The organism is Mycobacterium sp. RTGN5 (genome assembly GCF_033804465.1).
Taxonomy (GTDB): domain Bacteria; phylum Actinomycetota; class Actinomycetes; order Mycobacteriales; family Mycobacteriaceae; genus Mycobacterium.
Window position 1 is genome coordinate 1 of sequence record NZ_JAPZLA010000006.1, and the last position, 16,435, is coordinate 16,435.

General features: G+C 66.4%; 15 protein-coding genes and 2 pseudogenes. 6 read left to right on the plus strand and 11 right to left on the minus strand.

Translation table 11 applies throughout. The features are described 5' to 3' along the window. A pseudogene (locus SLQ31_RS24045) lies at nt 1-186 on the minus strand (hypothetical protein); the annotation flags it as partial. Nucleotides 187-337: 151 nt separating this feature from the next. On the opposite strand from SLQ31_RS24045, the gene SLQ31_RS24050 reads away from it, so the two are divergent. Continuing rightward, nucleotides 338-793 (plus strand): Lrp/AsnC family transcriptional regulator, encoded by a 456-nt coding sequence (locus SLQ31_RS24050; RefSeq protein ID WP_319436650.1) that lies wholly within the window; start codon nt 338-340, stop codon nt 791-793. 82 nt (nt 794-875) lie between these two features. Here the strand turns inward: SLQ31_RS24050 and SLQ31_RS24055 are convergent. Then, a pseudogene (locus SLQ31_RS24055) lies at nt 876-986 on the minus strand (AAA family ATPase); the annotation flags it as partial. 182 nt (nt 987-1,168) lie between these two features. Between SLQ31_RS24055 and SLQ31_RS24060 the strand changes: the two are divergent. Beyond that, nucleotides 1,169-2,032, plus strand: a complete 864-nt coding sequence (locus SLQ31_RS24060; protein ID WP_319436651.1) for a hypothetical protein — start codon at nt 1,169-1,171, stop codon at nt 2,030-2,032. A gap of 3 nt (nt 2,033-2,035) precedes the next feature. Beyond that, a complete protein-coding gene (locus tag SLQ31_RS24065; protein ID WP_319436652.1) occupies nt 2,036-2,821 on the plus strand; it encodes a DUF4239 domain-containing protein in 786 nt (261 codons plus the stop codon). A 9-nt stretch (nt 2,822-2,830) separates the two neighbouring features. On the opposite strand, the gene SLQ31_RS24070 is transcribed toward SLQ31_RS24065, so the two are convergent. The 6 genes from SLQ31_RS24070 to SLQ31_RS24095 form a co-directional block, all read right to left on the minus strand. After that, nucleotides 2,831-2,959 carry a hypothetical protein gene (locus SLQ31_RS24070; RefSeq protein WP_319436653.1) on the minus strand — a complete coding sequence of 43 codons (129 nt, stop codon included), beginning with the start codon at nt 2,957-2,959 and terminating at the stop codon, nt 2,831-2,833. Continuing rightward, nucleotides 2,956-4,062 carry a GGDEF domain-containing protein gene (locus SLQ31_RS24075; protein WP_319436654.1) on the minus strand — a complete coding sequence of 369 codons (1,107 nt, stop codon included), beginning with the start codon at nt 4,060-4,062 and terminating at the stop codon, nt 2,956-2,958. The genes SLQ31_RS24070 and SLQ31_RS24075 overlap by 4 nt, the downstream gene beginning before the upstream one ends. Before the next feature lie 63 nt (nt 4,063-4,125). Next, nucleotides 4,126-5,496, minus strand: a complete 1,371-nt coding sequence (locus SLQ31_RS24080; protein WP_319436655.1) for a carbamate kinase — start codon at nt 5,494-5,496, stop codon at nt 4,126-4,128. Beyond that, nucleotides 5,493-6,908 (minus strand): DUF1116 domain-containing protein, encoded by a 1,416-nt coding sequence (locus SLQ31_RS24085; protein WP_319436656.1) that lies wholly within the window; start codon nt 6,906-6,908, stop codon nt 5,493-5,495. The genes SLQ31_RS24080 and SLQ31_RS24085 overlap by 4 nt, the downstream gene beginning before the upstream one ends. Continuing rightward, complete coding sequence (gene fdrA, locus SLQ31_RS24090) at nt 6,905-8,449, minus strand: acyl-CoA synthetase FdrA (RefSeq protein WP_319436657.1); 1,545 nt, start codon at nt 8,447-8,449, stop codon at nt 6,905-6,907. Before fdrA ends, SLQ31_RS24085 begins: the two co-directional genes overlap by 4 nt. 3 nt (nt 8,450-8,452) lie before the next feature. Beyond that, nucleotides 8,453-9,112 carry an isochorismatase family cysteine hydrolase gene (locus SLQ31_RS24095; RefSeq protein WP_319436658.1) on the minus strand — a complete coding sequence of 220 codons (660 nt, stop codon included), beginning with the start codon at nt 9,110-9,112 and terminating at the stop codon, nt 8,453-8,455. A 115-nt stretch (nt 9,113-9,227) separates the two neighbouring features. Between SLQ31_RS24095 and SLQ31_RS24100 the strand changes: the two genes are divergently transcribed. Then, a complete protein-coding gene (locus SLQ31_RS24100) occupies nt 9,228-9,974 on the plus strand; it encodes an enoyl-CoA hydratase (RefSeq protein ID WP_319436659.1) in 747 nt (248 codons plus the stop codon). Between the two features lie 2 nt (nt 9,975-9,976). Here SLQ31_RS24100 and SLQ31_RS24105 read toward each other — a convergent pair whose 3' ends face one another. Next, on the minus strand, nt 9,977-11,260 hold the full coding sequence (locus tag SLQ31_RS24105; protein WP_319436660.1) for an HNH endonuclease: 1,284 nt from the start codon (nt 11,258-11,260) through the stop codon (nt 9,977-9,979). 58 nt (nt 11,261-11,318) lie between these two features. Here SLQ31_RS24105 and SLQ31_RS24110 point away from each other — a divergent pair, with 58 nt between their 5' ends. Together SLQ31_RS24110 and SLQ31_RS24115 are read left to right on the plus strand one after the other, a co-directional pair. Continuing rightward, nucleotides 11,319-12,143, plus strand: a complete 825-nt coding sequence (locus SLQ31_RS24110) for an ArsR/SmtB family transcription factor (RefSeq protein ID WP_413642894.1) — start codon at nt 11,319-11,321, stop codon at nt 12,141-12,143. Nucleotides 12,144-12,186: 43 nt separating this feature from the next. After that, nucleotides 12,187-14,286 carry an Ig-like domain-containing protein gene (locus SLQ31_RS24115; RefSeq protein WP_319436662.1) on the plus strand — a complete coding sequence of 700 codons (2,100 nt, stop codon included), beginning with the start codon at nt 12,187-12,189 and terminating at the stop codon, nt 14,284-14,286. On the opposite strand, the gene SLQ31_RS24120 is transcribed toward SLQ31_RS24115, so the two are convergent. Both SLQ31_RS24120 and SLQ31_RS24125 read right to left on the minus strand, forming a co-directional pair. Continuing rightward, nucleotides 14,283-15,383: a dihydrolipoamide acetyltransferase family protein gene (locus tag SLQ31_RS24120; RefSeq protein WP_319436663.1), complete on the minus strand. Its 1,101-nt coding sequence runs from the start codon at nt 15,381-15,383 to the stop codon at nt 14,283-14,285. The two genes, SLQ31_RS24115 and SLQ31_RS24120, sit on opposite strands and share 4 nt — an antisense overlap. Then, the gene (locus SLQ31_RS24125; RefSeq protein ID WP_319436664.1) at nt 15,380-16,432 is read right to left on the minus strand and encodes an alpha-ketoacid dehydrogenase subunit beta; all 1,053 of its coding nucleotides are present in this window, start codon (nt 16,430-16,432) and stop codon (nt 15,380-15,382) included. Before SLQ31_RS24125 ends, SLQ31_RS24120 begins: the two co-directional genes overlap by 4 nt. Nucleotides 16,433-16,435: the final 3 nt, after the last annotated feature.

The window sequence follows — 16,435 nt, forward strand, 5'->3', positions numbered from 1 at the left end:
CACCTGGTCGGGATTGACCACCCGGTTGACGCGGTAAATACCCGCCTCGACCGGCACCCAGCTCAGCAGGTGCAGCAGAAACCGGGGGGTGATCGTCTCCAGCTGGGGGACGGTCTTGGTGGCGTTGGCAAGCTGCCGGGCAGCGGCGCCGCCAAGGGCCTGCGATTCGTTCTGTGCCGACGTCATGTCGATCTTCCTCTGCTTGTTGGTGTTCGACCTCGTGAGCCACCCGGATGCTTCCGTTGACTAAAAGTCTCGCGGCAATCCTATGCGCCAAAGCGCGGAATATTCTTCCAAAATTTCGCGGTTTTCGGCTTTAAGTGGGAGAATTATTCGCATGGATCGAATTGACAGAAACATTCTGTCACTGCTACAGGACGATGGCCGGATCAGCGTTACCGATCTGGCCGCACAGGTGGGCTTAAGTCTGTCGTCGTGCCATCGCCGCGTGAAGGATCTGGAGCAGTCCGGCGCCATCGAGAGCTACCGCGCGGTCATCTCACCGGAGGCGCTCGGACTCTGCTTCGAAGCACTTGTATTCGTCACGATGGTGCGTACCGACCAAGAGACCATCGCCGCGTTCGAGCGAGACGTCGCGGCCAACCCGCACATCGTCACCGCTGAACGCCTCTTCGGTGAGCCCGACTTCACTCTGCGCGTGCTCGCCCGCGACCTCGTCGCCTACCAGAACATCTATGACAATGAGCTCGGGGCGCTCCCAGGCGTCCAGCGCCTCACGTCGACACTGGTGATGAAGCGGATCGGTGCCCACCAAACCGTGCCGATCCTGTGATCGCCGCTGGCCCGCGCGGACGCCTACCGAAAGCAGTGAGCATCGGCCGGCATTCCAGCCCAGAACTATCGTTTGGGACCGCATCGGCCAGTGCCTCCAACAGGGCAGCCTGCGCCTTTGGCGGTGTCCGGTTGATCTCGTCAGCCAGCAGCAGGTTCGTGAAAATGGAGCCCTCGCGGAATTCGAAGCGCCCGACTCAATACACGGCCTCAAAGGAACCGGGGCGCTTTCGGAGGCCTGAGCGGAGGCCGGCGGGCGTTGCTGAACCGGACTCCACTTCGCGTGGTCGGTGCACTCTGTTCACGGCGACAATCGCGGCGTACGTTGGTTGCTACGACCGTCAGGGGTGGGTGGTCGGTCAGGGGGTGGGTGCTCATGCCAGTTTCATTCAGTGCCGGCGTCGCGGTCGCCACGGCGATGGCCATAGTCTGGGCGCCAACTACCGCGCCGCCCGATACTCCCCCGGCTAGAGCACACGCCGTCACGCTGGCTGCGGCGGCACTGCCGACCACCCCGTATGACCCGTATGACGGCCCCTCGTTGTTCGACCTGATCGGGCACGGCGTTGTCATTCCCAGCCTGGGCCAACCACCGCCGACGGCACCGGCCAACACACCGATCCCGGTTGCGACCGGCACCAATGACGCCATCAAGAACATCTACAACGCGGTCGAACCGTGGGTTCGTTACGGGTTCGAAGTGGCGACCTATGTGGTCGGCTGGGTCCCGTATGTGGGCTGGCTGTCCGGGCAGATCATGATCTTCTACAACTTCGGCGAACGCATCGTACGAAGCATCACGTTCAACGTCGCCGACTGGCTGTTCGGTCCGCTGCCGTTCGTGCAAGGCTTGCGGAACGTCGCCCGGGACAGTTGGAATGCGTTGGTCCAGTTGGGCATCGACGAGTGGAACTACTTCTTGCCGCCACTCCCACCGCTGCCGCCGCTCCCGCTGGCCGCCAAGCAAGCCGCGAAACAGACCGAGGCTGATACCAGCGCGCAGCCCACGCAGACAAAAGCCGACCGGACGCCTCGAGCCACCGGCCGTCCATTGGCCAGCCGAACCGCTCGCATTGTGCCGCCGACAGCTTCGGTCACGTTGACTCTCCCTGCAGGCCTGGGCGATCCAACTGCCAATCGTCGCGTGGATTCCGCCGCACCACGGCAGTCGCTGTCCCAGAAGCGTGCGGCGCACGAGAAGCCGTCACCCAAGAGCGCCAGCCGGCCGAAAGCAGGGTGATCAGTGGCCGGGATGGGACTGCCGGGTCTGTGGTTGTTCTTGATTCTGGTCGTTGCCGTCTCGACGGCGCTGGCGTTGGGAAGTATCTGGCTGGCCAACCGCTCCGGAGTGCCCGAGCACGGCACCGGATACAACGCCTCACTCTCGCCGTTCTTGACCACAGTGGGCCTGGTTTACGGTGCGCTGTTGGGTTTCACCGTCGTGGTTGCTTGGGAGCAGTTCTCCTCCGCCGAACGGAACGTCACCAGCGAATCATCCACGCTGGTAACGATGTACCGGCAAACCGTCGGCATGCCCACAGCCGAGCAAGGCAAAATGCGTCAACTGCTGCGCACCTACACCACAGCTGTGCCAGACGAATGGAACCCCCGCGAGCGGGATCGCGCGGCCGACGCCGCGCGGACCGCGATCACCGACATGTACCGCGTGTTAGGCACCCAACCGCAGCCCGACGCATCCAACCCGCTCAACGGCGAATTCCTCAACCAGCTCACTGTCCTGACGTCACAACGCAATACCAGGATCCTGGATGCTCGCCCGCGCATCCCCGGCCTGCTATGGACTGGCCTGCTTTTCGGCGGCCTCGTACTGCTGGCCTTGTTGGGGTTCGTCCGGATGGAAAGTAAGCGGGGGCACGTGATGCTGTCCAGCGCTGTCGCGATCCTGCTCGGCTTGCTGTTGTTCATCGTCTTCTGGCTCGACCATCCATTCGGGCACCAACTCGGCGTCACGCCAGCGCCGTTCGAGCACTCGGTGCAGGTTTTCGATGGGGTCGACCAAGGCAAGTAGGCGAGTGCTCTACGGCCTGCCGATCGGACCCATGTTCGGGTCACCGTTTCCGGTGGCGAGCAGCAATGTTCCGGCGATCGCCGCGGCAGCGAACACCGCGACCAGCAGCACGACTCGGACCCACTGCCACGGGCTCATACCGCGGCCTGTTCTTCCCCGGTAACTGGCGGCTCTACCACCACGGCCGTCCCGCCGCCGACCCGTTTGGCGCGGTACATCGCCTCATCGGCGCGGTGCAGGACTCTGTCGAGATCGAAGCCGACGGTGTCGACGGTGTCGACGGGCTCCCAGGTGACGCCCACGCTGGACCGCAGGGCCAGGCCCGCATGGTCACGCAACGTCAGGCTCTGCACCCGTCGCACGAAGCTGTCGAGGTCGTGGTCATCCAAAAGGCCAGCGACAAGCACGAATTCGTCTCCGCCGACCCGTGCGGCGATATCGCGGGTCCGGATCGTCTTGGTCAGCTGTTCGGCGACAGCCCGCAACGTGGCATCTCCCTTGCCGTGTCCGTGGTCGTCGTTGAGCTGCTTGAACCCATCGAGGTCGATGACGACGACAGCGAGTACCGAACCGCGTGGACTGCGCGCGAAGATCAGTCCCGACTCGGTGTAGAGCCCACGCCGGTTCAGCAGCCCGGTCAGTGGATCACGATTGGCCGCGTAGGCGGTGGCGCTCAGGCCGCGACGAGTGCCCTCGATCGCCATCGCCGCGACGGCCGGCAAGACGACGACCGTTGCCAGCGCCGGCACAAAATACAGCGACAGCTCCGCCAGAGACTTGCCGTCGTACTGCACACCTAGCCAGGTGAACACCGCGATCGTCGCGGTGGCGAAGCCGCAGTGCAGAAGCAACACCCGATACCCCAACAGCACTGCGACAAAAACACCGATCAGGCACATGTAGACAGTCGCCGCCAGCCGCACCTCAGGCACGGCGAATGTGACAGCTATGACGGTAACCGCGACATCACCCCAGACCGCGAACGCGACGGCGGCCCGGTGGCTCGGCCACGGCCGCACCAGCCACCAGATCCCGATCACAATGGCCGATACCAGCACTGTTAAGTGGATCGCCCGGGCCGCCACCCCATGTGGGCCGAGTGGCTGCAGCGCGTGGAACTGCTCGAAGGCACTGACCAGACCCTTGCCAATGCACAGCACTCCGATGAGGATGCGGATGCGGTTCAGATAGCCGGTGGCGCGCAGCACCGCAGTAGAGATGGCGAACTCGCGCTCACCCATGCGGCACCCTCGGAATTGTTGAAGTTATGTGTGACGGATGCTATCGAGCACCACCGTCGGTGGCTACCGCGCCGTCCCATCGGCGGCCGTGTAGGCCCGCCAACCGCCGAATCGGGTGATCTCCTGCTGGCCCTCGACGAGTGCGGGCTCACCGATCACGCCCAGCACCGTCGTCCCGTCGTCGAGGCGGACCTTCCCGATCGACAGCCCGGGCGGCTCGGCGAGCAGGATTCCCGCCAGGCCCGCGGCGGGCACCGCCCACACCTCGACCGCCACCGAGACCCCCGAGCCGTCGGTGACCCGGACCATCGCCGGATGGTCGTCGTTGATCGTCCACAGCCGGTACACCGGCTCGGTGGTGGCCTCCCTGATGAACGTGGCGCCGGCGGCCGCCATGTTCGGCGAGAGTTTCAGCCCGCGCATCAACGTGCCGTTGACCGCTAATAGCACTGCCCCACTGTCAGTTTCGTCGTCATGCACAGCAACTACTGTAGCGCCGACGATCCGGGTTCCCGAGGTGCCGGCCAGGATCGCCGGGATCTCCTCGGCCGCCCCGATGACACCGACGGCTCCAGGCGTGGCGGCCACGAAATCGGCGACGGCCTCCACCTTGGGTTCCATCGACCCCTTGCCGAACTGGCCGGAGGCGATGTACTCACGGGCTTGTTCGACGGTGATGGTGTCGAGCCACGCCTCGCTCCGGGTCCCGAATCCGATGGCCACCCGCGGCACGCCGGTGGGAATCATCAGAAGGTCCGCGCCCAGTTCGTGGGCTAAAAGGCCGGAGGCGATGTCCTTGTCGACGACGGCTTCCACGCCGACGACGGTGCCGTCCGCCTCGAGCGCGACCGGGATGCCGCCACCACCTACCGCGACGACAATCACACCGTCGTCGAGCAGTCGGCGGATCACCTCCGTCTCCAGGATGGCCGTCGGCCGCGGTGACGCCACCGTGCGCCGCCAGCCGCGCCCGGCATCCTCGGCGATGGTCCAGCCCTGGCTCGCGGCCAGCGCCCTGGCCCGGTCCTCATCGAGGAAGGAGCCGACCGGCTTGGTCGGAGCACTGAAAGCGGGGTCGTCCAGGCTGACCACCGAGTGGGTCACGACCGCGACGACGGGCCGGGACAGGCCACGGCGGGCGAGTTCGTTGCGCAGGGCCTTGACGAACATGTAGCCGATCGCACCCTGTGTGTCGGCGACGGCATAGTCGACCGGAACCGGGTCCACCTCGTCCTTGGCGAGTTCAGAGCGACGCAGGATGAAGCCGACCTGAGGCCCATTGCCATGGGAAACAACGAGTTTCCAGCCCTGCTCCACCATGTCGATCAGAGGAGAGACGGTGCGGGCGACGGTGTCGTACTGCTGCGGGATGGAGTCGTGATCGGCGTCGGTGACCAGCGCGTTGCCGCCGAACGCCACGATGGCAGTCTTCATGCGCCTCCTAGGCCCGACGCCAGCGCGGCCAAGGCGTCGTTGAAACATTCCATCGGTGCGGTGGTGATACCCGCACCGATCTGCCCGACGCCGGCCTGCCGGTGCGCGATGCCCGTGTTGATGATGGGCAGCACACCGGAATCGACCACCAGGCGGGTATCGATGCCGGCCGGGGTGCCCCCGAAGTTCAACGCCGGCAACGTGAATGCGGGGTTGGCGCCCAGCGTGATGGACAGCATGCGACGACTGTTGGCCGTCGCATCGGCCGGGGTACCGCCGACGAACTGGACGATCGCCGGCGAGGCGGCCATCGCGAATCCGCCGAGCCCGTTGGTCTCGGTGATAGCCGAGTCGCCGAGGTCGGCGGCCGCGTCGTCGACGGAGTAGCCCGGGAAGTACAGCCCGTCAACAGGATTGGCGGGCGCCTGGAACCACTGATCGCCGGTGCCGGACAGCTTGATGCCGAAGTTCACCCCGTTGCGGGCCATCACCGTGACCATGCTGCTGCCCGGTACATCGGCGGCAGCGTCCGACATCGACTTGGATGCGGCCATCGAGATATTGAGAAAGAAATGGTCATTGCCGGCGACGAACTCCAAGGCCCGACGCACCGCGTCCGATGGCAAGTCCGAACCGAGCAGCGATAGCGTCAGCCGCTTGAACAACAGCCCGGATGCGGCCGCGTTGCGGTTGTGCAACTCGTCGCCCATGTGCAGTGCCTGTGCCATCAGCGGTTTGAGGTCGGGATCGGCCAGTCCGCGCACCGCGACCTGCATGGTGGCGAAGAAGTCGCTGCCCAGCCAGCGCAGCCGGTCCAGCACGTCGGGCGAGTTGGCGCCGAACCGCAGCACCTTGCCCAATCCCTCGTTGAGGTTGCAGTAAGCCCGGTTTCCCGCGGCGGTGTTCTCCACCACCCATACCGGCATCGACGGGCTGATGATGCCCGCCATCGGCCCGACCGCGCCGTGCTCGTGGCAGGGGTCCAGCGCCACTTCCCCACTCTCGGCGAGCTTTTCGGCAGCGTCGAGGTCCTGTGCCCAGCCCTCGTAGAGGATCGCTCCGGCGATCGCGCCGCGCTGCGGTCCGCACATGTCGGGCCAGTCGATCGGCGGCCCGGAATGCAAGATACGACGCTCGCCGGGGCCGAGGCCCGCGATCACGTCGCCCGCGCGAACCAGATCGATCAGCCGTGGCTGCGCGGCCAGGTAGCGGTCGAAGGCGATCTGGTTGGCCGCCTCCACGCGCGGGTCGCCGACCAGGGTGGCCAGCGTCCAGCCCAGCGCGGGATCGGCCCCGGCGGGCGGGGCCCAGGTGACGTTGGTGACCTGACCGCCGGCGGCGGTGATGTTGGTGGCGAAGCCCTGCAGGCCGACGTTGACGACCTTGAGATCATGCTCGAAGAGTTTCTTCACCGCTTTCCTCCCCGCGCGGCGATCAGGGTTGCCGACCACAGCGCCGCCTCGGCATTGCTGGACGCGACCAGCACTCCGGCGGACTGCAGGCCGGCGACGGCCTTGGCGTGATCCTGCGGATCGAGATCGGTGCCGCACACGTAGCCGATGAATGCCACCGTTCTTCCTTCGGCGCGAGCCGCCTCGATGATCGACATCAGTCCTACGGTCGGGTCGTCGGCCGATCCGTAGCCCAGCACCACATCGAACAGCACCACCGCCGTCGTCGGGTCGGCGATCTCATCGCGGATTCGGGCGTCCTTACCCGACGGGTCGATCATGGGATGTGGCTTGCCCTGCGTGAATTCGTCATCCCCCATGTCGATGATGGTGTGCTGCAGGCTGGTTCGGATGTCTTTCAGTGCGGCGTTGCCCGCGACCGGGGTGTTGGAGTGCGCGGTGATGCCGTGCGAGCGGTGCACCAGCTGCGCCTCGAAGCAGAATGTGCCACCGGAGAAGATGCCTCGGACGTAGTGCTGGCCCGGCGCCATCGATTCGGCGAGATCAGTGAGGGTTCGTTGCATGTCGGGTGCGATGGCGATGTCGCCGGTGCTCGGCTGCTCACCGCGGGCCAGCTGCACGGCCATGTCGGCGGCCTGCGCGAGGTACGCCGCGCCGTACACGCCGTCGCCGGTGATGGCCGCCGGGTCGGCGCCGAGGAAGATGACGACGACGGGCTTGGTGCTGGCTTGGGCTGCGGCAAGGACTTTCGCGGCCACCGCGGCCGACGGCGGCTTGGACACCAGGACGATGACCGTGGTGGCCGGATCGCCGTCGAGTGCGGCCAGGCCGTGCAGCATCGAGATGCCGCCGATGGCGTCGGCCAGGTCGTGGCCGCCGGTGCCCAGCGCCTGCGACACCCCGGATCCGTTCTGGTGGATCCGGACGGTGACCTCCTGGGTGCCGGTGCCCGAAGCACCGACCACCCCGATCGGCCCGCGCCGTACGACGTTGGCGAACCCGAGTGGTACTCCGTTGACGATCGAGGTCCCGCAGTCCGGGCCCATCACCATCAGGTCGACCTCGCGGGCGTACTGCTTGAGCGCCAATTCGGCATCCGGGCTGACGTTGTCGCTGAACACCATCACGTCCAGACCCAGCCGCAGGGCCTTCATCGCCTCGGCCGCGGCATAGTCGCCCGGCACCGAGATCAGCGCCAGGTTGAGCGCGGGGTCCTTGGCGACGGCCATCTGAATGCTCGTCGTGGGCGCGGCGGCGGCCGGCTCACCGCTGTCGGCGGCCGCCGCCGAGAGCAGCTTGTCGGCGATCGCCAGCGCTTCGTCGCAGGCTTCGTCGGTGCCCGAGACGGCGACCACGAGATCGTTGGGCCGGACCTCGAAAGCGCCGAGACCGGCCTGGACCAGGTTGTCGACATTGGTGGCCGAGGCCATCACCACCGACGCGGCCTGGATGCCCGGTATCGACGTCACCCGCGCGGAGACCGTCATCAAGGACACCGAGTCCTTGTAGAGGTTGGGATAGAAACGCGAACTGGTTCCCATGCGTCAGGACGTCGCGGCGACGAACTCGTCGGCGTCGGAGACCCAACCGAAGATGCCGCCCTGCGCCTTGATCATCTCCAATGCCACCCGCTGGAATTCCGGGAAGTACGACGCCACGCAGTCGCTGAGCACCAGGCATTCATAGCCGCGGTCGTTGGCCTCACGCACCGTGGTGTGGACGCAGACTTCCGTCGTGACCCCGCAGACCACCAGCGTCTTGATGCCGCGGTCGGACAAGATCTGGGCCAGGTCGGTGGCATGGAAGCTGCCCTTGCCGGGCTTGTCGATCACCGGCTCGCCATCGATGGGATACAGCTGGTCGATGATGTCGTGGCCCTTCTCGCCGCGCACCAGGATGCGGCCCATCGGGCCGGGTTCGCCGATGAATGTCTTGCCGCCGCGATGCAGCTTCGCCGGCGGACAGTCGGTCAGGTCGGGGCGGTGCCCCTCCCGGGTGTGGATGACCAGCATGCCGATGTCGCGGGCCTTGGCCAGCACCCGTCCGATCGGCTCCACCGCGGCGAGCAGCAGCGAGGTGTCATTGCCGAGCGCCTCACCGAATCCGCCGGGCAGCACGAAGTCGCGCTGCATGTCGATGATCACCAATGCGGTGCTCGCGACGTCGAAGTCCAACGGGAAGGGCTCCGCCTTGATCGTGGCCATCTGAGGTCCCTTCCTGACACGTCGAACGACTGGTCCATTGAAGCGCAAGTCACGAATGAGCGCGCGCGGCAAGATTTCGTCGGCGTAAATGATCTGAGGTGGCACGATCGAGCCCGTGGGAGATTTGGTTCTTTACGAAGTCATCGATCGCGTCGCGCTGATCACCGTCAACGATCCCGACCGGCGCAACGCCGTCACCGACGCGATGTCGCAGCAGCTGCGCTCGGCGGTCGAGGCGGCCGAAGCCGAGGCCAACGCCGTTGTGATCACCGGCGCGGGCAAGGCGTTTTGCGCGGGTGCGGATCTGTCCGCCCTCGGCGCGGCCGCCAAGGAAGGGCTCGAACGCATCTACGCCGGCTTCATGGCCGTCGGCCGCTGCACGCTGCCGACCGTCGCCGCGGTCAACGGCGCCGCCGTGGGCGCCGGGCTCAACCTGGCGTTGGCCGCAGATGTCCGCATCGCCGGGCCGCACGCCCTCTTCGATCCGCGGTTCCAGAAGTTGGGCATCCATCCCGGCGGTGGCGCCACCTGGATGTTGCAGCGTGCGGTCGGCCCACAGGTGGCCCGCGCCGCGCTGCTGTTCGGCATGCGTTTCGACGCCGACGCCGCCGTGCGGCACGGCCTTGCCCTCACCGTCGCCGAGGATCCTGTGGCCGCCGCGCTGGAACTGGCCGCGGGTCCTGCGGCCGCGCCGCGTGACGTCGTCCTCGCCACCAAGGCGTCGATGCGCGCCACCGCCATCCCCGGCTTCCTGGACACCGACCACCACGAGGCGGCCAAGGACATCGAGCTCGACCCGCAGGCCACCTCGATCGAGTCGCCGGAATTCAAGGCCCGGCTGGCCGCCGCGCAACGTCGCTGAAGTCAGGCGGCGAGCACGCGCAACAGCTCGCCGTTGAGGTATATCTCGGCCGCTGTCATCGGGATCTTCGGCGTGCCAGGCATCGGCGGCGCGGTCGAGTGGTAGTGCGTACCGGTCGGGGTGATGAATTCCGCTGTGTGCGTACCGTTCTCGGCGACTTCGGCGGTCACCTTCCAGCCCAGCGACTCCTTGGCGTAATTGCACGCCTCGCACAATCCCAGCCCGTTGACCGAGCTGGTCGCTCCACCACGCCGATGCGGCGTCGCGTGGTCGCGGTGCCGAACGCGTGCACCGCAGTACGGCGTTCGGCAGCGTTGGTCCCGCAGTTCGACAAAGTCGGCGAGCCCTTTCGGGAACAGCCGCGACCGCGACTCCAGGGCGACCAGTGCGCCGCTGACCGGGCTGGCGTACAGACGGCGCAACGTGGCCCGCGACCGAGAATCGGTCACCGCGTCCATGATCATCTTCTGCGCGACCGCCGACGGCACGGAACCGTAGCCCGCAATCACGGCCGCACCATGCTCGGCCCCCAGCAACGCCTGATCCGAGATCACGACGTTGACCGCCACCGGGACGGCCTCCTCCGCCGGCCGACCGGTCACCCGCTCGACCAAGGTGTCGGCCATGATCTGGCCGCGTGAGCGTCCGTCACAGCAGACGTCAGCCTCCCGCTTGAGGGCGGCGTACACCGAGACACCTTGTTTCACGGGCAGCAGGGCGGTCACATACGTCATCGTGTCCGGAGCCGGCCGGATCGTCACCGTGCGCTCATCTTCGGCCTTGGCTGCGCGCTCCACCACAGCATGCGGGTCGAGTCGGTAGGCGATCGCCTTGGCGTTGGCGGCCAGCGCGGCATCACCCACGCCCGCCAATGTGCCGACGTCCGAACAGAGTTCCGCATCGAGGCGACGCCGGTCCTCCACGTCCAGACAAGCCGACTCCCGCACGACGAGAGTGGCCCGCCACTCCGACAACACCCCGGCCTCAAGGGCGGCCAGCGTGTGCGGCATCTCGTACACCAGGGCCTTGGCGAAGCCGAGATGCCGGCCGCCCCTGGCCGGTGAATCCCGGCGGGCCAGCGCCACCTCCGCCGCCAAGCCGCGCCCCCGCCGTGCCACAGGAACCCCCGCCGCGGCCTCCGCGGACCGACGCTTGGCATCCAGCGCGGCCGCCACGCGCGCCTGCCCCGCCGCGGCGGCCGATTTCACCCATTCGAGCTCTGCAATGCGCTCGACCAGCGCCGATTCCTCGGCGGCCGGGTCGATCTCGAGGAGTTCTTCGAACACATGTTCGATAGTACTCCTGTTTGAACATGCTTGCAATAGGCAGGCGTTTGCCTGCATAATGGCAAGAGTGGACGCAGACGCGGTATTCAAGGCGCTGGCCGACCCCGGCCGGCGGCGCTTGCTCGACATGCTCCATGAGCGCGCCGGACTGACGCTCGGCGAACTCTGCGAAGGGCTCACCATGCGTCGGCAGTCGGTGAGCCAGCACATCGAGATTCTCGAGACCGCCAACCTGGTGACCTCGGTGCGCGACGGCCGCCGCAAGCTCCACTACCTGAATGCAGTTCCGCTTCACCAGATTCAGACCCGCTGGATCTGGAAGTTCGAGGAGCCGCGTCTGACGGCCCTTGCCACGATCAAGCAACACGCGGAGGAAAGCGCCATGCCTGAACACACGCAGCCGATTCCGGACTACGTCTACACGACCTACATTCACGCCAGCGCCGAGCAGGTGTGGCATGCACTCACCGACGCCGATCTCACCGCGAAGTTCTGGGGTCATGCGCAAGTCTCGGACTGGCGCGTCGGCAGCCGCGTCGACCACGTCCGCTCCGACGGGTCCGGCATCACCGATGTCACCGGCACCGTGATGGTGGTCGATCCGCCGCACCGGTTGGTGTTCGGCTTCGGCGAGCCCAGCGACGATCCGACGGCCGAGGAGAGCGTCGTCACGTTCGACATCGAGCCCTTCCACGACATCGTCAAACTGACCGTCACACACACGAATCTCCCGTCGGCGGCCGACCGCGAATCGATCGGGCAGGGCTGGCCGACCGTGTTCGCCAATCTCAAGACGCTCCTGGAGACCGGCGACGTGCTGCCCACGGCGCCTTGGGAGTTCCACGCCGAGGAACGCGCCGCACAGCTGGCCAAGCGCGGCTAGCAATTCCGCGATGTAGAGGTCAGCGCCAACTTAGAGTCGATATGTGAGTCACACGACGTCGAGTCGGTATGCCCGGTATGTCGGCAGGGTCGGGGCGCTGGCGTTCGCGCTCGGCGTCGGGGTGGCGGTGGCGAACAATCCGGGTGTCGCGACGGCCGATACCGGCGGCTCTGGTTCGTCGAACTCGGCAGCACATTCGGCCAGGCCTTCGGGCGCGCGAAGTCAATCGGTGACCGCGGCCAAGCGCACCGGCGCTTCGGCCCCGCGCAGCCGTGCCCAGGCCCGCACCAACCCGGCCCTCCCCCGTGACGCCGTCAGCCTGACCGATGTCCTCGGCTACACACGCCGGGAAGCAGAACAGACGACCCAGCAGCCGCCCGCCACCATCGGCAACATCCTCTTCGCCCGCACGCCGACGCTGGCCTACAACGCCGCCCAGAACGTCCAGGCCGATGATGGCGTCATCACCGGGACGCTCAATGCCCGACAAACCAACGGATACGCACTCACCTATACCGTCACCCAGACACCGCAACAGGGCGCCGTCGAGATCCACGACGACGGCACCTTCACCTACACACCCAACGCACAGTTCACCACGCTCGGCGGCACCGACACGTTCGCGGTGATGGCCAACGATCAGCCTGGTAACCAAGCCCACTGGCACGGTCTGGCAACATTTTTCGCGCCCAACGGCGGATCCACCGCGACGGCAAAGGTCACCGTTCTCGAGAATCCGGGAACCGCCGAGCCGACGTCCGTGCTGTCCACCACCGATCAGCTCAACGCCGAGCAGATCGCCACCCAAATCGCCAATTCGCCGTTCATGCGGCTGGCCAAGGAGATCCTCAAGATCGGCTGGCGGCTGGCCGCGCAGAAGAACTTCAGCTTGATCGGCGGACCGGACCAAGAGAACCTGGCCCAGCTCGATCAGGCGATCAGCGAGTACGCGAACCAGGCCGCGATGGAAGTTCTGCTGCTGAACTCCAACGCCCCCAAGTTCTTTCAGCAGGTGGCACCCACCCATAGTTGGTATCTGCAGAGTTTCGCCGGTTCCCGGATCTGGTATGACAACCCCGACACCATCTACCGATTCGTCGGGGTGAACCCGGCGTCGTCGTATGTGATCACCGGCAAATTCGACGGCACGCTGCCCGCCGACACCAACTTCAGCGTGCTCACCGGCTTGAGCGGGACCACCGCCGACAACATCAACGGCAAGGATCTCGTCCTCAACTCCGACGGCAGCTTCACCATCACCGTCGACTCGACGCCGACGCTGCCGGGGCAGACCAATCATCTCTATCTTCCGCCGGGCACCAGTCTGATCACGACGCGAAACACGTTGTCGGACTGGAACGCCGAGGAACCGATGAGCCTGTCGATCCTTCGGGTCAGCGGGCCGCCGAACAGCTTGTTCAGCCAGGTCGGCGGGTTCGCGATCCCGGGCATCGGCCCATTGGTGTCGGGCAATCCGCTGCTGACGTCGTTGGTTTCGTTGATCCCCCCGTTGCCTGCACCGCGGCTGCTGCAGTCCGTCGAGGCCGCGGTGATCATGTTGCTGCTGGGGATCAGCGGCGAGAACACGTACATGTCGGTGGCTACGAAGGACGCCACCACGGGCGAGACCAAGTTGCCGAACGTGTTCTCCGATCCCGACCACAATGCGTCGTTCCTGGCCACTCAGTTGCAGAGCGTCGGCTATTTCCAGCTCGCCGACGACGAGGCGCTGGTGCTTACGATCAAGCCCGAAAAGGCACGGTATTTCAGCGTTCCGGTGACCAACCTCTGGACGATCACCGACAACTACTGGGACCAGCAGACCAGCCTCAACCTCAGCCAGTCCCAAGTAGACAACGACGACGAGACGTACACGATCGTGGTCTCCCCCACCGATCCCGGCGTGGCCAACTGGGTGTCCACGGGCGGTCTGAATCAGGGCACGATCTCCATCCGGTTCCAGGACTTCGATCCGAACTCCACGATCGATCCCACGGTGAGCTCGCAGGTGGTCAAGCTCAACGAGCTTGACGGCGTGCTGCCGGCCGGCACCGTCTTCGTCACCCCCGAGGAGCGGGCGGCCCAGATCGCCAAGCGGCAACTCGGATACAACAAGCGCTACACGCCCTACCCGCAGGCCTAGAGGTCCAGCAGCGCCGTCTCCGGCGCCTCGATCAGCCCGCGCAGGTCGGTCAGGAACGCCGCCGCCTGCGCGCCGTCGACGATGCGATGGTCGAACGCACACGTCAGGGTCATCGTCGGCCGAGCCACCACCACGTCGTCGACCACCACCGCCCGCGGCTTCAGCGAGCCCATGCCGAGGATCGCGGCCTCCGGGTAATTGATCACCGGGACACCGTCGTCGAGCCCCAGCGCACCGAAATTCGACACCGTGAACGTCGACCCGCTCAACTGGGCGGGCGCCAGTGTGCCGGCCCTGGCCCGCTGCACGACATCGTCGACGGCCGCGGCCAGTTGCCGCGTGGAGCAATCCTTGGTGGCGATCACGGGCACCACCAGGCCGCGTTCGGTGGCGACCGCGACGCCGAGCCGCACGTCGGGATGTAGCCGAATCTCCGGTCCGGCTTCGGATTCCACCCAGGTGGCGTTGAGCATCCGGTGGCGCCCCAGCGCGAGGACAAGTAGCCGCAACGTCAGGACAAAGGGTGTCACCTCCAGCGTGTCCCGAAGCCGCAGCAGCGCAGTGCAATCGACCTGCACGCTGGCGTGCGCATCGGGGATCTGGCTGCGTGACAACGACATGTGGGTCGCCATCCGGGCGTGGACACCGCGCACGGGGATGGTCTGTGACGACGGTGCCGTACCGGCCGCGTCCAGCACATCGTCGCGGGTGATCACCCCGTCGGTACCCGAACCGGGTTGCAGCCCCTGCAGATCCACGTCAAGGTCAGCCGCGAGCTTGCGGACCTTGGGAGCCGCGCGGGCCCGTCGGCTGCGATCCATGCCGTTGTCGACACCATAGCCGACCAGCACCGGCGTGCGCGCCTCGGTTTCGATGCGCACCAACAGTGTTCCCACCGCCAGGGTTTCCCCCTCGGCGCCACCGAGCTCGGCGATCCGCCCGGCGTACGGACTGGGGATCTCGACCTCGGCCTTGTTGGTCTCGACCGTGCACAGTGTCTGGTTGAGTTCGACCACATCACCGACGGCGACGGCCCAGCTGGTGACCGTGGCGTCCTCCAGGCCCTCCCCGAGGTCCGGAACCAGGAAGTCGCTCATGGCCGTCGCATCGCTTTCTCGACGCAGTCCAGCAGCCGGTCCACTCCTGGCAGCCAGAGCTTCTCCAGCCGGGCCGGCGGGTAGGGCGTGTCGAATCCGGTGGCGCGCAACACCGGCGCCTCGAGGTCGTAAAACAACTCCTCGGAGATCCGGGCTGCCAACTCAGCCCCGAAGCCGAGCGTTCGCGGGCCCTCGTGCATGACCACCGCACGGCCGGTCTTGCGGACCGAGTCCGCGACGGTGTCGAAGTCCAGCGGACTCAGCGACCGCAGATCGATGACTTCCAGGCTGCAGTCGGCGATTTCGGCGGCGTTCAGTGCGGTGCCGACGAGCCCGCCGTAGGTGAGCACGGTGACATCGTCGCCGCTGCGCCGGACCACGGCCTTGCCGATCGGCGGCCCCGGCACGGCGAGGTCGACCGCTTCGCGGCCCCAGTAACGCCGCTTGGGTTCCAGGTAGATCACCGGATCGCGAGCGGCGATCGCATGTCGAAGAAGCCAGTAGGCATCCGAGGGTGTCGAGGGCACAACGACTTTCAGCCCCGCGGTGTGCACCCAATAGGTTTCGGTGGATTCCGAGTGGTGCTCCACCGCGCCGATACCGCCGAACGACGGGATCCTGATGGTGACGGGCATCTCGACCTGGCTGCGGGTCCGCATCCGGTACTTGGCGAGGTGGCTGACCACCTGGTCGAACGCCGGGTAGGAGAAGCCGTCGAACTGGATTTCCGGAACCGGAACGAAACTGCGGATCGCCAAACCCACCGCGGCACCGATGATCGCCGACTCGGCCAACGGAGTATCGAAACACCGTTGCTCGCCGAAGGTTTCGGCCAACCCCTCGGTGATCCTGAAGACCCCGCCCAGTGCAGCGACGTCTTCGCCGAACACCAGCACGCGGTCGTCACCGGCCATGGCGTCGTGCAGGGCACGGTTGATCGCCTGCGCCATGGTGAGCGTGGTGACGGTGGGCAATTCGGTCAGGATCGGGCCGCCCGGCTCCGGTGTCCCGTCGCCACGCAGTGGCGGCCGGTCGATGATCTGCGTCATCTC